At 52.1% G+C, this 15,320-nt stretch carries 14 protein-coding genes and 2 pseudogenes; 12 read left to right on the plus strand and 4 right to left on the minus strand.

All coding sequences use genetic code 11. The features are described 5' to 3' along the window. Positions 1-122 precede the first annotated feature (122 nt). The 4 genes from appC to EQY_RS0111575 all read left to right on the plus strand — a co-directional run bounded on the left by appC (position 123) and on the right by EQY_RS0111575 (position 4,318). Positions 123-1,667 (plus strand): cytochrome bd-II oxidase subunit 1, encoded by a 1,545-nt coding sequence (appC, locus tag EQY_RS0111560; protein WP_000263590.1) that lies wholly within the window; start codon positions 123-125, stop codon positions 1,665-1,667. 10 nt (positions 1,668-1,677) lie between these two features. Beyond that, on the plus strand, positions 1,678-2,814 hold the full coding sequence (gene appB / locus EQY_RS0111565) for a cytochrome d ubiquinol oxidase subunit II (protein WP_000460783.1): 1,137 nt from the start codon (positions 1,678-1,680) through the stop codon (positions 2,812-2,814). 13 nt (positions 2,815-2,827) lie between these two features. Further along, positions 2,828-2,920 carry a cytochrome bd-II oxidase subunit CbdX gene (cbdX, locus tag EQY_RS0111570; protein ID WP_000270307.1) on the plus strand — a complete coding sequence of 31 codons (93 nt, stop codon included), beginning with the start codon at positions 2,828-2,830 and terminating at the stop codon, positions 2,918-2,920. Between the two features lie 87 nt (positions 2,921-3,007). Beyond that, positions 3,008-4,318 carry an AppA family phytase/histidine-type acid phosphatase gene (locus EQY_RS0111575; protein ID WP_024212534.1) on the plus strand — a complete coding sequence of 437 codons (1,311 nt, stop codon included), beginning with the start codon at positions 3,008-3,010 and terminating at the stop codon, positions 4,316-4,318. Here the strand turns inward: EQY_RS0111575 and cspH are convergent. Continuing rightward, the gene (cspH, locus tag EQY_RS0111580) at positions 4,306-4,518 is read right to left on the minus strand and encodes a cold shock-like protein CspH (protein WP_000087760.1); all 213 of its coding nucleotides are present in this window, start codon (positions 4,516-4,518) and stop codon (positions 4,306-4,308) included. The two genes, EQY_RS0111575 and cspH, sit on opposite strands and share 13 nt — an antisense overlap. 285 nt (positions 4,519-4,803) lie before the next feature. On the opposite strand from cspH, the gene cspG reads away from it, so the two are divergent. The 4 genes and pseudogenes from cspG (at position 4,804) to EQY_RS0111590 (ending at position 5,580) form a co-directional block, all read left to right on the plus strand. Then, positions 4,804-5,016, plus strand: a complete 213-nt coding sequence (gene cspG / locus EQY_RS0111585; RefSeq protein WP_000066493.1) for a cold shock protein CspG — start codon at positions 4,804-4,806, stop codon at positions 5,014-5,016. A gap of 10 nt (positions 5,017-5,026) precedes the next feature. Then, positions 5,027-5,215, plus strand: coding sequence for a cold shock small protein YmcF (ymcF, locus tag EQY_RS24570; RefSeq protein WP_071524879.1), 189 nt, complete (start codon positions 5,027-5,029; stop codon positions 5,213-5,215). Then, a pseudogene (locus EQY_RS26655) lies at positions 5,190-5,417 on the plus strand (protein YmcE). The gene ymcF and the pseudogene EQY_RS26655 overlap by 26 nt, the downstream one beginning before the upstream one ends. Next, entirely contained in the window at positions 5,407-5,580 is a 174-nt protein-coding gene (locus EQY_RS0111590) for a GnsA/GnsB family addiction module toxin (RefSeq protein ID WP_001019199.1), read from the plus strand. Before EQY_RS26655 ends, EQY_RS0111590 begins: the two are co-directional and overlap by 11 nt. Before the next feature lie 48 nt (positions 5,581-5,628). Here the strand turns inward: EQY_RS0111590 and EQY_RS0111595 are convergent, their stop codons facing one another. Together EQY_RS0111595 and torS are read right to left on the minus strand one after the other, a co-directional pair. Next, on the minus strand, positions 5,629-6,702 hold the full coding sequence (locus EQY_RS0111595; RefSeq protein WP_000136746.1) for a 4Fe-4S binding protein: 1,074 nt from the start codon (positions 6,700-6,702) through the stop codon (positions 5,629-5,631). A 71-nt stretch (positions 6,703-6,773) separates the two neighbouring features. Next, the gene (gene torS / locus EQY_RS0111600) at positions 6,774-9,518 is read right to left on the minus strand and encodes a TMAO reductase system sensor histidine kinase/response regulator TorS (protein WP_001054750.1); all 2,745 of its coding nucleotides are present in this window, start codon (positions 9,516-9,518) and stop codon (positions 6,774-6,776) included. Positions 9,519-9,600: 82 nt separating this feature from the next. Between torS and torT the strand changes: the two genes are divergently transcribed. Then, entirely contained in the window at positions 9,601-10,629 is a 1,029-nt protein-coding gene (gene torT / locus EQY_RS0111605) for a TMAO reductase system periplasmic protein TorT (RefSeq protein WP_001264938.1), read from the plus strand. Here torT and torR read toward each other — a convergent pair. Then, positions 10,602-11,294 (minus strand): two-component system response regulator TorR, encoded by a 693-nt coding sequence (gene torR, locus EQY_RS0111610; RefSeq protein WP_001120129.1) that lies wholly within the window; start codon positions 11,292-11,294, stop codon positions 10,602-10,604. The genes torT and torR overlap by 28 nt on opposite strands. Before the next feature lie 129 nt (positions 11,295-11,423). On the opposite strand from torR, the gene torC reads away from it, so the two are divergent. The 3 genes and pseudogenes from torC to torD form a co-directional block, all read left to right on the plus strand. Beyond that, a complete protein-coding gene (torC, locus tag EQY_RS0111615; protein WP_001230242.1) occupies positions 11,424-12,596 on the plus strand; it encodes a pentaheme c-type cytochrome TorC in 1,173 nt (390 codons plus the stop codon). Then, entirely contained in the window at positions 12,596-15,142 is a 2,547-nt protein-coding gene (gene torA, locus EQY_RS0111620) for a trimethylamine-N-oxide reductase TorA (protein ID WP_001063158.1), read from the plus strand. Before torC ends, torA begins: the two co-directional genes overlap by 1 nt. Next, a pseudogene (torD, locus tag EQY_RS0111625) lies at positions 15,139-15,320 on the plus strand (molecular chaperone TorD); the annotation flags it as partial. The gene torA and the pseudogene torD, both read left to right, overlap by 4 nt.

Below are 15,320 nucleotides of genomic sequence, written 5' to 3' on the forward strand. Positions count from 1 at the left end.
ATGTCGCTTTCAGTCTTATGAATATCGCAATCAGCGAATACGACCACCTACAAACTGTAAGGATAAAAAGGGAGATCTACTATTAAAGGGTTATTTCCCTCTCTTCGCCTACAGGAGTTCGCATGTGGGATGTTATTGATTTATCGCGCTGGCAGTTTGCACTGACCGCGCTGTACCACTTTTTATTCGTGCCCCTTACCCTGGGGCTGATTTTTTTGCTGGCTATCATGGAAACCATTTACGTGGTCACCGGCAAAACAGTCTACCGCGATATGACGCGTTTCTGGGGTAAGCTCTTCGGTATCAACTTCGCTCTCGGCGTGGCCACTGGCCTGACAATGGAGTTTCAGTTTGGTACTAACTGGTCATTCTATTCCAACTATGTGGGCGACATTTTTGGCGCACCGCTGGCGATGGAAGCATTAATGGCCTTCTTCCTCGAATCCACCTTTGTCGGTCTGTTCTTCTTCGGCTGGCAACGGCTGAATAAATACCAGCATCTGCTGGTGACCTGGCTGGTGGCATTCGGTTCCAATATCTCCGCATTGTGGATTTTGAATGCTAACGGCTGGATGCAGTTCCCGACCGGCGCGCATTTCGATATCGACACCCTGCGTATGGAGATGACCAGTTTCAGCGATCTGGTTTTTAACCCTGTCAGCCAGGTGAAATTTGTCCATACGGTGATGGCGGGCTATGTGACCGGGGCCATGTTTATTATGGCGATCAGCGCCTGGTATTTACTGCGCGGACGGGAGCGTGATGTCGCGCTACGTTCGTTCGCCATCGGCTCGGTCTTTGGCACACTGGCGATAATCGGCGCGCTGCAACTTGGAGACAGTTCTGCTTATGAAGTCGCACGCGTTCAGCCGGTAAAACTGGCCGCAATGGAAGGGGAGTGGCAAACCGAACCCGCACCTGCGCCGTTCCATCTCGTTGCCTGGCCGGAACAGGATCAAGAACGTAATGCCTTTGCCATCAAAATTCCCGCACTGTTAGGGATCCTCGCCACTCACTCATTAGATAAGCCCGTACCCGGGCTGAAAAATTTGATGGCTGAAACCTACCCACGATTGCAACGCGGACGTATGGCCTGGCTGCTGATGCAGGAGATCTCGCAAGGTAACCGGGAGCCACATGTGTTGCAGGCATTCCGGGAGTTGGAAAGCGACCTTGGTTACGGCATGTTGCTCTCCCGCTATGCGCCGGATATGAATCATGTCACACCGGCGCAGTATCAGGCAGCAATGCGTGGCGCTATTCCACAGGTTGCGCCGGTGTTCTGGAGTTTCCGCATCATGGTGGGCTGCGGTTCGCTGCTGTTACTGGTAATGCTGATTGCGCTCGTTCAGACGCTGCGCGGTAAAATTGACCAGCATCGTTGGGTGCTGAAAATGGCGCTCTGGAGTTTGCCGCTGCCGTGGATTGCCATTGAAGCCGGGTGGTTTATGACCGAGTTTGGTCGTCAGCCGTGGGCGATTCAGGACATCTTACCGACATACTCCGCGCACTCCGCGTTAACCACGGGACAACTGGCTTTCTCACTGATCATGATCGTAGGGCTTTATACCCTGTTCTTAATCGCCGAAGTCTACCTGATGCAGAAATATGCCCGTCTGGGGCCGAGCGCGATGCAGAGTGAACAACCGACGCAGCAACAGGGGTAAGGAGAGAATCATGTTTGATTATGAAACATTGCGCTTCATCTGGTGGCTGCTGATTGGCGTCATCCTGGTGGTCTTTATGATCTCCGATGGATTTGACATGGGGATCGGCTGTCTGCTGCCGCTGGTGGCGCGTGATGATGATGAACGTCGGGTATTGATTAACAGCGTTGGCGCACACTGGGAAGGCAACCAGGTCTGGTTGATTCTTGCGGGCGGTGCATTATTTGCCGCCTGGCCCAGAGTCTATGCAGCGGCGTTTTCCGGCTTTTATGTGGCGATGATTCTGGTGCTGTGCTCGCTGTTCTTTCGCCCGCTGGCTTTTGATTATCGTGGAAAAATCGCTGATGCGCGCTGGCGTAAAATGTGGGATGCCGGTCTGGTCATCGGTAGCCTGGTGCCGCCGGTGGTCTTCGGTATCGCGTTCGGCAATTTGTTACTTGGCGTGCCGTTTGTCTTCACGCCGCAATTACGCGTGGAGTACCTCGGTTCTTTCTGGCAATTGCTGACACCGTTCCCATTACTGTGTGGTTTGCTCAGTCTGGGCATGGTGATTTTACAAGGTGGCGTCTGGTTGCAACTAAAAACGGTCGGAGCTATTCACCTGCGTTCGCAACTGGCGACCAAACGCGCTGCGCTGTTGGTCATGCTGTGCTTTTTGCTGGCGGGGTACTGGCTGTGGGTGGGTATTGATGGCTTTGTATTGCTCGCCCAGGATGTTAACGGCCCGTCCAATCCGTTAATGAAACTGGTTACAGTACTGCCCGGTGCCTGGATGAATAATTTTGTTGAATCGCCGATTTTGTGGATCTTCCCGCTGCTGGGTTTTTTCTGCCCATTACTGACGGTGATGGCTATTTATCGGGGTCGCCCCGGTTGGGGATTTCTGCTGGCCTCATTGATGCAATTTGGCGTTATCTTCACGGCGGGCATCACGCTGTTTCCGTTTGTCATGCCTTCGAGCATCAGTCCGATCTCCAGCCTGACGCTGTGGGACAGCACCTCCAGTCAGCTGACGTTGAGCATTATGTTAGTAATTGTGCTGATATTTTTGCCTATTGTGTTGCTCTACACTGTATGGAGCTACTACAAAATGTGGGGGCGCATGACAACTGAAACGCTTCGCCGTCACGATAGTGAGCTGTACTAAGGAGGGATGATCAATGTGGTATTTATTGTGGTTCGTCGGAATTTTGTTGATGTGTTCACTCTCCACCGTGGTGTTGGTATGGCTGGAACCGCGTCTGAAAGGTTGATTTGACGCACAACAAACGTAGGCCTGATGAGACGCATCAACGTCGCATCAGGCAATAATGCGAAACATGAAAAACGGAAACCTGGCGATGAAAGCGATTTTGATCCCCTTTTTTTCTCTTTTGCTTCCGTTAACTCCGCTACCTGCATTTGCTCAGGGGGCGCCGGAACTGAAGCTGGAAAGTGTGGTGATTGTCAGCCGTCATGGTGTGCGAGCACCCACCAAATCTACGCAAATCATGCAGGACGTTACTCCAGACACCTGGCCTGGCTGGCCGGTGAAACTGGGTTGGCTGACACCACGAGGCGGTGAGCTGATCTCTTATCTCGGACATTACCAACGCCAACGCCTGGTGGCTGACGGTTTGCTGGCAAAAAATGGTTGCCCGAAAGCTGGGCAGGTCGCGATTATTGCCGATGTTGACGAGCGCACTCGTAAAACAGGCGAAGCCTTTGCTGCCGGGCTGGCTCCCGACTGTGCAATAACCGTACATACTCAGTCAGACACTTCCCGTCCCGATCCGTTATTTAATCCCCTGAAAACCGGTGTTTGCCAACTGGATAAAGTGAACGTGACTGAGGCGATTCTCAGCAGGGCAGGCGGCTCTCTCGTTGATTTTACCGATCATCGGCAAACGGCATTTCACGAACTGGAGCGGGTACTCAATTTTCCGCAATCAAGTCTGTGCCTCAAACGAGAGAAACAAGACGAAAGCTGTTCGTTCACGCAGGCATTGCCCTCTGAACTCAAGGTGAGTGCTGATAACGTCTCATTAACGGGTGCGGTAAGCCTCGCATCCATGCTGACGGAGATATTTCTCCTGCAACAAGCACAGGGAATGCCGGAGCCTGGCTGGGGACGAATTACTGATTCACATCAGTGGAACACCTTGTTAAGCCTGCATAATGCGCAGTTTTATTTGCTGCAACGTACCCCGGATGTGGCTCGTCGTCGTGCCACACCGCTGTTGGATTTAGTTCTGACGGCGTTGACGCCAAACAACCCGCAAAAATCGAACTATGGAATTACGCTGCCGACTTCACTGTTGTTTATTGCCGGGCATGATACCAACCTGGCGAATCTGGGGGGGGCACTGAAGCTTAACTGGACGCTGCCGGGTCAACCGGATAACACCCCGCCGGGTGGTGAACTGGTATTTGAACGCTGGCGGCGGCTAAGTGATAACAGTCAATGGATTCAGGTTTCGCTGGTATTCCAGACCTTGCAGCAGATGCGTGATAAAACGCCGCTATCGCTAAAAACGCCGCCTGGAGAGGTAAAACTGACACTGGCAGAATGTGAGGAGAGAAACGCGCAGGGCATGTGTTCACTGGCGGATTTTACGCAAATAGTGAATGAAGCGCGTATTCCGGCATGTAGTTTACATCAGGATAAATAAACATTTGCCGCTGTTGGTCCTCGCAGGCCATTGACGCGGCAAAATTCTACGCGTAATCCTGGGATGAGCACTTCTGCGTCGCGGGGACTGAATGCGGAAATATGAACCTGGACTTCTTTACGACCGTCGGAGGGGATGATGAATCCTTTGCCGCTTTTGCGATCAAAGGTTTTGACAATTCCTGTCATTTTACGGGACAAACAAATTCCTTACTAAAAATACTGCGCCGCACTATACGGTGTTAATAAAATAAAGCCAGCGATATTTAAGACCGCCGGACGGCTAAAATAAAATTTGCTTAATCATATTTATCATGCGTTAATAGCTGCGTCGGTTTGAAAGACAGACAGCATACAAAGTAGTTTACTAAAGCAGTTCTCATTATCAGGCATTATCCCCTTCTTTTGAGTCTCTCTCCTGAACACTAAGTAGTTTCTGTAATAAAGCCCTGTTTGCCGAAAGGCTCAAAATGAAGGAAGTAAAATATGTCTAATAAAATGACTGGTTTAGTAAAATGGTTTAACGCAGATAAAGGTTTTGGCTTTATCACTCCTGATGATGGCAGCAAGGACGTTTTCGTTCATTTCACCGCCATCCAGAGCAATGAATTCCGCACGCTGAATGAAAATCAGAAAGTCGAATTTTCTATTGAGCAGGGGCAACGTGGTCCCTCGGCAGCGAACGTTGTTACGCTCTAAGGTTGCCGTTATTACTCAACATCTCCATTTCCGCTGTCCATGTTGTCATGGTTCACAGTACCGCACATCGGCATTCGATGTGACGGAGCGAAACCCTTTGGGCGCTAAGTGTATTTTCTGTAAATCGACGATGATCACCTTTGATAACGTTGCCTTGCAAATACGCACTGACCATGCGCCGCTGGATTTCACAAAATAATATCAGGCTCCCTCGCGGAGCCTTTTTTATATCTTCTGTTTGCGCTTATCCCTGTACGCATATTGAGCGATAACCTACTGATTATTGAATCTTTCATGCAGATGGCTTATAACATTTCTAACCTGACCAGGGGATCGGAACCAACACCTTGCTGGCGTGTTGCTGTCTTTTAAGACCAGAAGAGGTTAACAGTGAATATTGAAGAGCTAAAAAAACAAGCCGAAACGGAAATCTCCGACTTTATTGCGCAAAAAATCGCCGAATTGAATAAAAACACAGGGAAAGAAGTCTCTGAAATTCGCTTTACTGCGCGGGAGAAAATGACCGGGCTTGAAGGTTATGACGTCAAAATCAAAATAATGTGATTTTGTGAACATCACCCCGCACGAGGTGATGTTCCGCTTGTTGCTAATTTAGTGACCAATCATTGGCGCTTGTGGAATTAAGCGTCGATACAATTCTTCTGGCACCGGGCTTTGCCATACACCCGCATACATCGCATATCCAATCACCGCAAACATAATCCCCAGAACCAATAGCGTCATTAACCAGCCAGACAACGCAAAGGCCTTTTTATTTGCCGCAGGTTTTTGCAGCGAAAAAGTTAATGTTGAAGTGACCGGACATGACTCTACGCAAGTCATACAGCCGGTACATTCCACTGTTCGTACCTGAATTAATTTATCGACCGGGATCCGTGATGGGCAATTTTTTGCGCATTTGCCACAATCGATACAACTTTCGGCATTGCGACGAATCTTAAACGGCGAAAATAACGAAACCACGCCCATCAGCGCGCCATATGGGCAAAGATAACGACACCAGGCATGGCGAATAAATAGGCTGGCAATCAGCAAAACGGTCACGCTGATTAATGTCGCGGTTCCCATATGACGAAAGAAATCGAGCATTTTAACGTCCATCACCACGCTGTAGGGCGATAGCATAAAATAGTGAATTGCCTGAGCGGGCATCAATAACGCGATATAGAGAAAAAAACTCAACAGCAAATACTTCACTGCGCGCAGAGGAATATCCAGCCAGCGGGGAAGGGCAAATTGCCGACCAAACAGTTTTTTCCCGAGATCGCCGATTAATTCAGAAAGCGTACCAATCGGGCATAACCATGAACAAAAGGCCTTTTTCAGCAACAGACTGATGATGATAAAAGCGACCAGCAACAGCATCGCGGCGGCATGGACGGAAGGTAGCTGGCCTGTTTCAAAGCTATATTTCAGATTCATCAGGCCGGCAATCGGTAGCCAGCCTTCGATGCCTCCTGGTCTGGCGACAAATGTCGTACTACCTGCCGTTTCGTAATAGCGCACCCAGTACCAGAAGGTGACGGCAATATAAATATTGATTGCTAACAGTAATAATTGCGTCGCTTTACGCCAGGTCGTGGCATTACGCCAGTCATTCCACGGTAATTTGCCGCCCGTCGTGCCTGGCCGCCGCTGCCAGCGGGTTCTTTTTTTCTCTGTCATGATTTTGCCAGCCCGTTAAGTTGCATACTAAATGCCACTATTCTAAATATTCTTAACTGGCTGATATTGATTCAAATCGCGTTCAGGTCTTTCTTATTCAACCACGCTTCCAGAGCGGCAACACTGCGTGTAATTTCTTCGTGTGGGAGGGGCGCAGATAATGGCTGCTGCTCCAGTTGCGCGCATAGCTGGCTGGCGCTACGCATTCCCAGACTCGCGCAGCTGCTTTTTAGCTGGTGCGCGGCACGTTTAATTTTTTCGCAGTCCTGCCTGGCGCGGGCTGCGTCTATTTCATCGAGAAGTGGCAGGGCATGTTGTTTAAATAATGTCAGCCATTCGCGAATACTCTCCGTCCCCATTAACTGAGCATCTTCATGGAGTTGCGATACATCCAGCGATTGATCTTTATTGGTTTGCAGTTGGAGATAGTGCGCCAGTAACTGACCGAGCACTTCACGCGGCACTGGTTTAGGGATAATCCCGCGAAAGAGCGAACTGGTTCGCTGGCGCAGCGTTTCGTCGATGACATGGGCGCTAAAGCCAATCAAAACCAGCGACGGATATTGCTGTGCCAGTTGTCGGGCAAGGGTAATGCCGTCGATATCCGGCAGATCAAAATCCACCAGTGCGGCAGCAAATGGTTCACTATTTTGCAGCGTTTCTATCGCCTGCGCGGCATTGCCAACAGCCACGACCTGCGCACCACTGGTGTTTAGCATCTCAACGGTAATTCGCTGGGTTAGCGGGTTATCTTCAATTAACAGCAAACGTAAACCGTCCAGACGTACCGCCTGATTGACTGTTTTTGGCACGGGGGCAGTGGCAACACGTAACGGCAAGCGTAAACAAAAACAGCTTCCAGCCCCCGGCGTGCTGGTGGCGCTCAGTTCGCCGCCCATCGCCTGAGCCAGACTGCTACTGATAGTCAGCCCCAGACCGGTGCCGCCGCGTTTGCCGCTTACCTGAACAAATGGCTGGAATATTTCTGCCAGTTTCGCGGGATCAATACCGCAGCCGCTGTCTTCCACTTCGACCAACCATTGCTCGCCATCAGTGCGACTGCGCAGGACGATCTGCCCCTCGTCAGTGAAACGCACGGCGTTGCTCAACAAGTTGGTAATAACCTGGCGAATACGTCGCGGATCGCCCATTAACGCGCTCGGTACATCGTTGGCAATTGCCGTTGCCAGGCGAATCGGGCGACCTTTCACCCGCCCGCTCATTAATTGCAGGGTACTTTCCAGCAGCGGGCGTGGTTCAAAGGGTTCATCGCTGACCGAAACATTTTTGCCCCCCGCTTCGATAGCCGAATAATCGAGGATATCGTTAAGGATGGTCAGCAGCGATTCGCCGGAGTCGGTAATTGCCCGCAAATCATCACGCTGGGCGTTAAGTGCGGGGTTATCTGCCAGCAGTTGCGCGGTGCCGAGAATACCGTACAGCGGTGTGCGGATCTCATGGCTCATCGCCGCCAGAAATGCCGATTTTGCCTGGCTGGCTTTTTCGGCTTCCGCACGAGCCTGTCGATGTTCTACCACCAGTTCCTGTAATTCAGCCGTGCGCGCTTTTACTTGTGCCGCCAGCTGTTCGCGCTGGCGATTCAGCGCATGAACGCTGCTGCGAAACGCATCCATCAGCCGCCCGATGGTATCCAGCTCCCGCACGCCAGCGGTTTCCGGGAAAGGGGAGTCGATATCACCGTCCAGCAAGCGTTGCAGCGCCTGCGTTTGTTCAGCAAGTGGACGTGTGACAGAGCGATAAACCACGCGCCAGAGGATCAGAATCAGTGCGCAAAGTGAAACTATTCCCAGCAATACCAGGCTGTATTGCCCGCGTGCACTGGCTTTTTCGAGATGCGCCAGTCCGTGCTGATTGCGCAGCTCAATGGTGTCGACCAGCTGACTGACTTCACTACTAAACTGCGCGAACTGGGCGATGTTATTTTGGGCGAGAGTTTGCAGGTGATTGCTGATTTCACTGTCCTGCTGATACAGCGCCAGCAAATCGCTATATTGGCTAACGGTAGTTAACGTTGTCGCAACCTGAGCACGAACACCCGGATCTTCAATGCGTATTTGCCGACGTTGCAGAATTTTCACCGCATTATTGAGCTGCTTTTCCAGCGTTGGCGCATTTTTCTGGATCTGTTCCAGCCCCAGATTCATCACCATTTGCTGCACCCGCAGGGCGCTAAGGCGCAGCTCATTCATCTGGTTAACATACTCAAGATCGATATCAATCAGCCTGTCGAGTGCGCTTTCGGCGGCCTGACGCTGATGTTGTTCGATCAAATCGTAAATCCCGGCCTGGGTAGCTCCGGCGGAGGTCGCCGCATTATTCGCCTGACCTTGCGCCAGGCGTGCGATTTCATCGGCGGCGGCGACTATCTGCTGACTGAGTCGCTGTTGTTGCTGGCGCAGTTGCAAACGCTGCCCCACCAGCTCCCCTTGTTGACGTAACGAACGGGAGATCTCCTGCTCCTGTTGTTCAATAGCGGTGGTATCAAAACCTTGTTCCCGTAACGCTTGCAGCAACGCATTAATCTTCAGGCTTTGTGCGGTGAGCATTCGCCCCTGCGCCTGCCACATCTTTTCGTTATCGGCACTGGTCAGGTTCTGCGCGGCGAAAAGTTCCCAGGCGCTGGCTTCGCTCAACTGGCGCGCCATATTCATGGTAGGAATCAATGCCTGAGTATTGTCTTTTTCCACCTGGCTGATAAAGCGCAGGTTGTACCATCCCACCAGGGTACTGGTCAGGGTTAACAGCGCCATCAGGGCAAAGCCCATCCAGAGCCTTCGGGTCAGGGTTAAATTCACGGTCGGTGTACTTAAGGTGAAAAAGGTTGAGTCGCAAAGCGGAATACATCTAGCATAAAGCCTTATTATTGATGAGGCTATCATGCGCGTACTGCTATTTTTACTTCTTTCCCTTTTCATGTTGCCGGCATTTTCGGCTGATAACCTGTTGCGCTGGCATGATGCGCAGCATTTCACGGTGCAACCCTTTACGCCGCTTAAAGCCAAACGCGCATGGAAACTGTGCGCGCTTTACCCCAGCCTGAAAGATTCATACTGGTTATCGTTGAACTATGGAATGCAGGAGGCTGCTCGCCGCTACGGTGTGGATTTAAAAGTGCTGGAGGCAGGCGGCTACAGCCAGTTAGCTACCCAGCAGGCGCAAATCGACCAGTGTAAGCAATGGGGGGCAGAGGCCATTTTGCTCGGTAGTAGCACGACGTCATTTCCCGATCTGCAAAAGCAGGTAGCAAGTCTGCCGGTGATCGAACTGGTAAATGCTATTGATGCTCCCCAGATAAAAAGCCGCGTTGGTGTGCCCTGGTTTCAGATGGGCTATCAACCAGGGCGATATCTGGTGCAATGGAGCCACGGTAAACCACTGAACGTGCTGTTGATGCCCGGCCCCGATAACGCCGGGGGCAGTAAGGAGATGGTAGAGGGTTTTCGCGCAGCCATTGCCGGAAGCCCGGTGCGTATTGTCGATATTGCGCTCGGCGACAACGATATTGAAATCCAGCGTAACCTGTTGCAGGAGATGCTGGAGCGCCATCCAGAAATCGACGTCGTTGCCGGAACGGCCATTGCGGCAGAGGCGGCAATGGGTGAAGGGCGTAACCTGAAAACGCCGCTTACCGTGGTGTCGTTTTATCTTTCACATCAGGTGTATCGCGGGCTGAAGCGGGGAAGAGTGATTATGGCTGCCAGCGATCAAATGGTCTGGCAGGGGGAACTGGCAGTTGAGCAGGCCATCAGGCAATTACAGGGGCAATCGGTGTCTGATAATGTCAGCCCACCGATTTTAGTCCTGACGCCGAAAAATGCCGACCGTGAACATATCCGCCGCTCGCTGTCGCCAGGGGGATTTCGTCCGGTTTATTTTTATCAGCACACATCAGCAGCTAAGAAATAACCTTCGCCATGTTGCGTCACCAGTAAATCCGCGCTGAGTTTATGGCGTAAACGACGAATTAACACATCGACGGTGCGCAGGTCAGGGTTTTCCACCCGACGCGCAGAAAGCATACGCAGCAGACGTTCACGGCTGAGAATTTCGCCCGGATTCGTCACAAATGCCACCAACATTTCATACTCTGCGCGGGTCAGTTTAATCGGCTCGCCATCCCGCTCCAGCGTATGGCGCGACACATTCAGGCAATAACCGGCAAAGCGATAGCAATTGTCCTGAGTGTGCGGTTGAGCTTGTCGCGCGAGGTCGATTCGCCAGAGCAGATTTTTTACCCGTACTACCAGTTCGCGCAGTTCCAGCGGTTTGGTGACGTAATCGTCTGCGCCCATTTCCAGCCCAACAATACGGTCAATTCGATCGCTGCGTCCGGTAACCAGAATAATCCCCACTGTCGAACGTTCCCGCAGGGCGCGGGTTAACATCAGGCCATTTTCATCGGGCAAGTTGATATCCAGCAGAATTAAATCCACCGGCTGATTCTGCATAATTTCCCGCAGCCCGGCACCGCTCGCCGTAACGGAAACGGTATACCCCTCCTGAGTGAAGTAGGTTTGTAATCGCGCTTGGGTAACCGGTTCATCTTCAACAATAACAATGTGATGTGGCATCAGAGGGTTTTACTCATTCTGTTCATATCTGTTCATATTCTGCCGTAAGCCGTTCATCCTGACCAGTGCCGCTGTTCATATTTGCTCATTAAGATCGCTTCACTAAACCATAATTTTACAGGGGCTATTATGCGGAAACTCTGGAACGCGCTACGCCGACCCAGTGCTCGTTGGTCGGTACTGGCGCTGGTCGCTATTGGGATTGTGATTGGCATTGCGCTGATTGTATTGCCACACGTTGGGATCAAAGTCACCAGCACAACCGAATTTTGTGTCAGTTGCCACAGTATGCAACCGGTGTATGAAGAATATAAACAGTCGGTGCATTTCCAGAACGCCTCCGGCGTGCGAGCTGAATGCCATGACTGTCATATCCCGCCGGATATTCCAGGCATGGTGAAGCGCAAACTGGAAGCGAGCAACGATATCTACCAGACCTTTATTGCCCACTCCATTGATACACCTGAAAAATTCGAAGCCAAACGCGCGGAACTTGCCGAGCGTGAATGGGCGCGAATGAAAGAAAACAACTCGGCAACCTGCCGCTCCTGCCATAACTACGATGCGATGGATCATGCGAAGCAGCATCCTGAAGCGGCACGTCAGATGAAGGTGGCAGCGAAAGATAATCAATCCTGCATCGACTGTCATAAAGGTATTGCCCACCAGTTGCCGGATATGAGTAGTGGCTTCCGTAAGCAGTTCGATGAGCTGCGCGCCAGTGCTAATGACAGTGGTGACACGCTGTACTCCATTGATATTAAGCCGATTTATGCGGCGAAAGGCGATAAAGAAGCCTCTGGTTCTCTGCTGCCTGCTTCGGAAGTGAAAGTCCTTAAACGTGACGGTGACTGGCTGCAAATTGAAATTACCGGCTGGACGGAAAGCGCCGGACGTCAGCGTGTACTCACCCAGTTCCCAGGTAAACGCATCTTTGTTGCCTCGATTCGTGGTGATGTGCAGCAGCAGGTGAAAACGCTGGAGAAAACTACCGTTGCCGACACCAATACTGAGTGGAGCAAGTTGCAAGCCACTGCGTGGATGAAGAAAGGCGACATGGTAAACGATATCAAACCGATCTGGGCTTATGCGGATTCGTTGTACAACGGCACTTGTAACCAGTGCCACGGCGCACCGGAAATCGCCCACTTTGACGCTAACGGTTGGATCGGCACGCTCAACGGCATGATTGGCTTTACCAGTCTCGATAAACGTGAAGAACGCACCTTGTTGAAATATCTGCAAATGAATGCGTCTGACACCGCAGGTAAGGCTCACGGCGATAAGAAGGAAGAAAAATAATGAACAATAACGATCTCTTTCAGGCATCACGTCGGCGTTTTCTGGCGCAGCTCGGCGGCTTAACCGTCGCCGGGATGCTGGGGCCGTCATTGTTAACGCCGCGCCGTGCGACTGCGGCGCAAGCGGCTACTGAGGCCGTCACCTCGAAAGAGGGCATTCTGACCGGATCGCACTGGGGGGCTATCCGCGCGACGGTGAAGGATGGTCGCTTTGTGGCGGCAAAACCGTTCGAACTGGATAAATATCCGTCGAAAATGATCGCCGGATTGCCGGATCACGTACACAACGCGGCGCGTATTCGTTATCCGATGGTACGCGTGGACTGGCTGCGTAAGCGCCATCTGAGCGACACATCCCAGCGCGGTGATAACCGTTTTGTGCGCGTGAGCTGGGATGAAGCCCTCGACATGTTCTATGAAGAACTGGAACGCGTGCAGAAAACTCACGGGCCGAGTGCCTTGCTGACCGCCAGTGGTTGGCAATCGACGGGGATGTTCCATAACGCTTCGGGGATGCTGGCGAAAGCTATTGCCTTGCATGGCAATAGCGTGGGTACGGGCGGAGATTACTCTACCGGTGCTGCGCAGGTGATCCTGCCGCGCGTAGTCGGTTCGATGGAAGTGTATGAACAGCAAACCTCCTGGCCGCTGGTATTGCAGAACAGCAAAACCATTGTACTGTGGGGCTCCGATTTGCTGAAAAACCAGCAAGCGAACTGGTGGTGCCCAGATCACGATGTTTATGAATATTACGAGCAGCTAAAAGCGAAAGTCGCCGCCGGTGAAGTTGTGGTCATCAGCATCGATCCGGTTGTCACATCCACCCATGAGTATCTGGGGCGCGAGCATGTGAAGCACATTGCGGTTAACCCGCAAACTGACGTGCCGCTGCAACTGGCGCTGGCACATACGCTGTACAGTGAAAACCTGTACGACAAAAACTTCCTCGCTAACTACTGTGTGGGTTTTGAGCAGTTCCTGCCGTATCTGCTGGGTGAGAAAGACGGTCAGCCGAAAGATGCCGCATGGGCTGAAAAACTGACCGGCATTGATGCCGAAACCATTCGTGGGCTGGCGCGGCAGATGGCGGCGAACAGAACGCAAATTATTGCTGGCTGGTGCGTGCAGCGTATGCAGCACGGTGAACAGTGGGCGTGGATGATTGTCGTTCTGGCGGCGATGCTGGGGCAAATTGGCCTGCCAGGTGGTGGCTTTGGTTTTGGCTGGCACTATAACGGCGCAGGCACGCCGGGGCGTAAAGGCGTTATTCTGAGTGGTTTCTCCGGCTCTACGTCGATTCCGCCTGTTCACGACAACAGTGACTACAAAGGCTACAGCAGCACCATTCCGATTGCCCGTTTTATCGATGCGATCCTCGAACCGGGGAAAGTGATCAACTGGAACGGTAAATCGGTAAAACTGCCGCCGCTGAAAATGTGTATTTTTGCCGGAACTAACCCGTTCCATCGCCATCAGCAGATCAACCGCATTATTGAAGGCTGGCGCAAGCTGGAAACGGTTATCGCCATAGATAACCAGTGGACCTCAACCTGCCGCTTTGCCGACATCGTGCTGCCTGCGACCACGCAGTTTGAGCGTAACGATCTCGACCAGTACGGCAACCACTCCAACCGTGGCATTATCGCCATGAAACAGGTCGTGCCGCCGCAGTTCGAGGCGCGCAACGACTTTGATATTTTCCGCGAGCTGTGCCGCCGCTTTAATCGCGAAGAAGCCTTTACCGAAGGTCTGGACGAAATGGGCTGGCTGAAACGCATCTGGCAGGAAGGTGTACAACAGGGTAAAGGACGCGGCGTTCATCTGCCCGCGTTTGATGACTTCTGGAATAACAAAGAGTACGTCGAGTTTGACCATCCGCAGATGTTCGTTCGCCACCAGGCATTCCGCGAAGATCCGGATCTCGAACCGCTGGGCACGCCGAGTGGCCTGATTGAGATCTACTCGAAAACCATCGCCGACATGAACTATGACGATTGTCAGGGGCATCCGATGTGGTTTGAGAAAATCGAACGTTCCCACGGTGGACCCGGCTCGCAGAAGTATCCGTTGCATCTGCAATCTGTGCATCCCGATTTCCGACTTCACTCACAGTTATGTGAATCTGAAACCCTGCGTCAGCAATATACGGTAGCGGGTAAAGAGCCAGTATTTATTAGCCCGCAGGATGCCAGTGCGCGCGGTATTCGTAACGGTGATGTGGTACGCGTCTTTAACGCTCGCGGTCAGGTGTTGGCAGGGGCAGTGGTTTCTGACCGCTATGCACCCGGCGTGGCGCGAATTCACGAAGGGGCATGGTACGATCCAGATAAAGGCGGCGAGCCTGGTGCGCTGTGCAAATACGGTAACCCCAACGTGTTGACCATCGACATCGGAACTTCGCAGCTGGCGCAGGCGACCAGTGCGCACACTACGCTGGTGGAAATTGAGAAGTACAACGGAACAGTGGAGCAGGTGACGGCATTTAGCGGCCCGATTGAGATGGTGGCGCAGTGCGAATATGTTCCGGCGTCGCAGGTGAAATCATGACCACGCTGACAGCACAACAGATTGCCTGTGTTTACGCCTGGCTGGCGCAGTTGTTCTCCCGTGAACTGGACGATGAACAACTGACGCAAATCGCCAGTGCGCAGATGGCTGAATGGTTTTCATTGCTGAAAAGCGAACCGCCGCTCACAGCGGCGGGGGATGATCTGGAAAAACCAAT

The organism is Escherichia sp. TW14182, from assembly GCF_000208525.1.
GTDB classification, from domain to species: domain Bacteria; phylum Pseudomonadota; class Gammaproteobacteria; order Enterobacterales; family Enterobacteriaceae; genus Escherichia; species Escherichia ruysiae.

What these genes read in the sequence shown, in the direction of transcription:
- EQY_RS0111595 (WP_000136746.1), bottom strand. Translation starts at nt 6,702, where the DNA reads ATGACAGAGAAAAAAAGAACCCGCTGGCAGCGGCGGCCAGGCACGACG.
- appB (WP_000460783.1), top strand. Translation starts at nt 1,678, where the DNA reads ATGTTTGATTATGAAACATTGCGCTTCATCTGGTGGCTGCTGATTGGC.
- torT (WP_001264938.1), top strand. Translation starts at nt 9,601, where the DNA reads ATGCGCGTACTGCTATTTTTACTTCTTTCCCTTTTCATGTTGCCGGCA.
- torC (WP_001230242.1), top strand. Translation starts at nt 11,424, where the DNA reads ATGCGGAAACTCTGGAACGCGCTACGCCGACCCAGTGCTCGTTGGTCG.
- torA (WP_001063158.1), top strand. Translation starts at nt 12,596, where the DNA reads ATGAACAATAACGATCTCTTTCAGGCATCACGTCGGCGTTTTCTGGCG.
- EQY_RS0111575 (WP_024212534.1), top strand. Translation starts at nt 3,008, where the DNA reads ATGAAAGCGATTTTGATCCCCTTTTTTTCTCTTTTGCTTCCGTTAACT.
- appC (WP_000263590.1), top strand. Translation starts at nt 123, where the DNA reads ATGTGGGATGTTATTGATTTATCGCGCTGGCAGTTTGCACTGACCGCG.
- cbdX (WP_000270307.1), top strand. Translation starts at nt 2,828, where the DNA reads ATGTGGTATTTATTGTGGTTCGTCGGAATTTTGTTGATGTGTTCACTC.
- cspG (WP_000066493.1), top strand. Translation starts at nt 4,804, where the DNA reads ATGTCTAATAAAATGACTGGTTTAGTAAAATGGTTTAACGCAGATAAA.
- torR (WP_001120129.1), bottom strand. Translation starts at nt 11,294, where the DNA reads ATGCCACATCACATTGTTATTGTTGAAGATGAACCGGTTACCCAAGCG.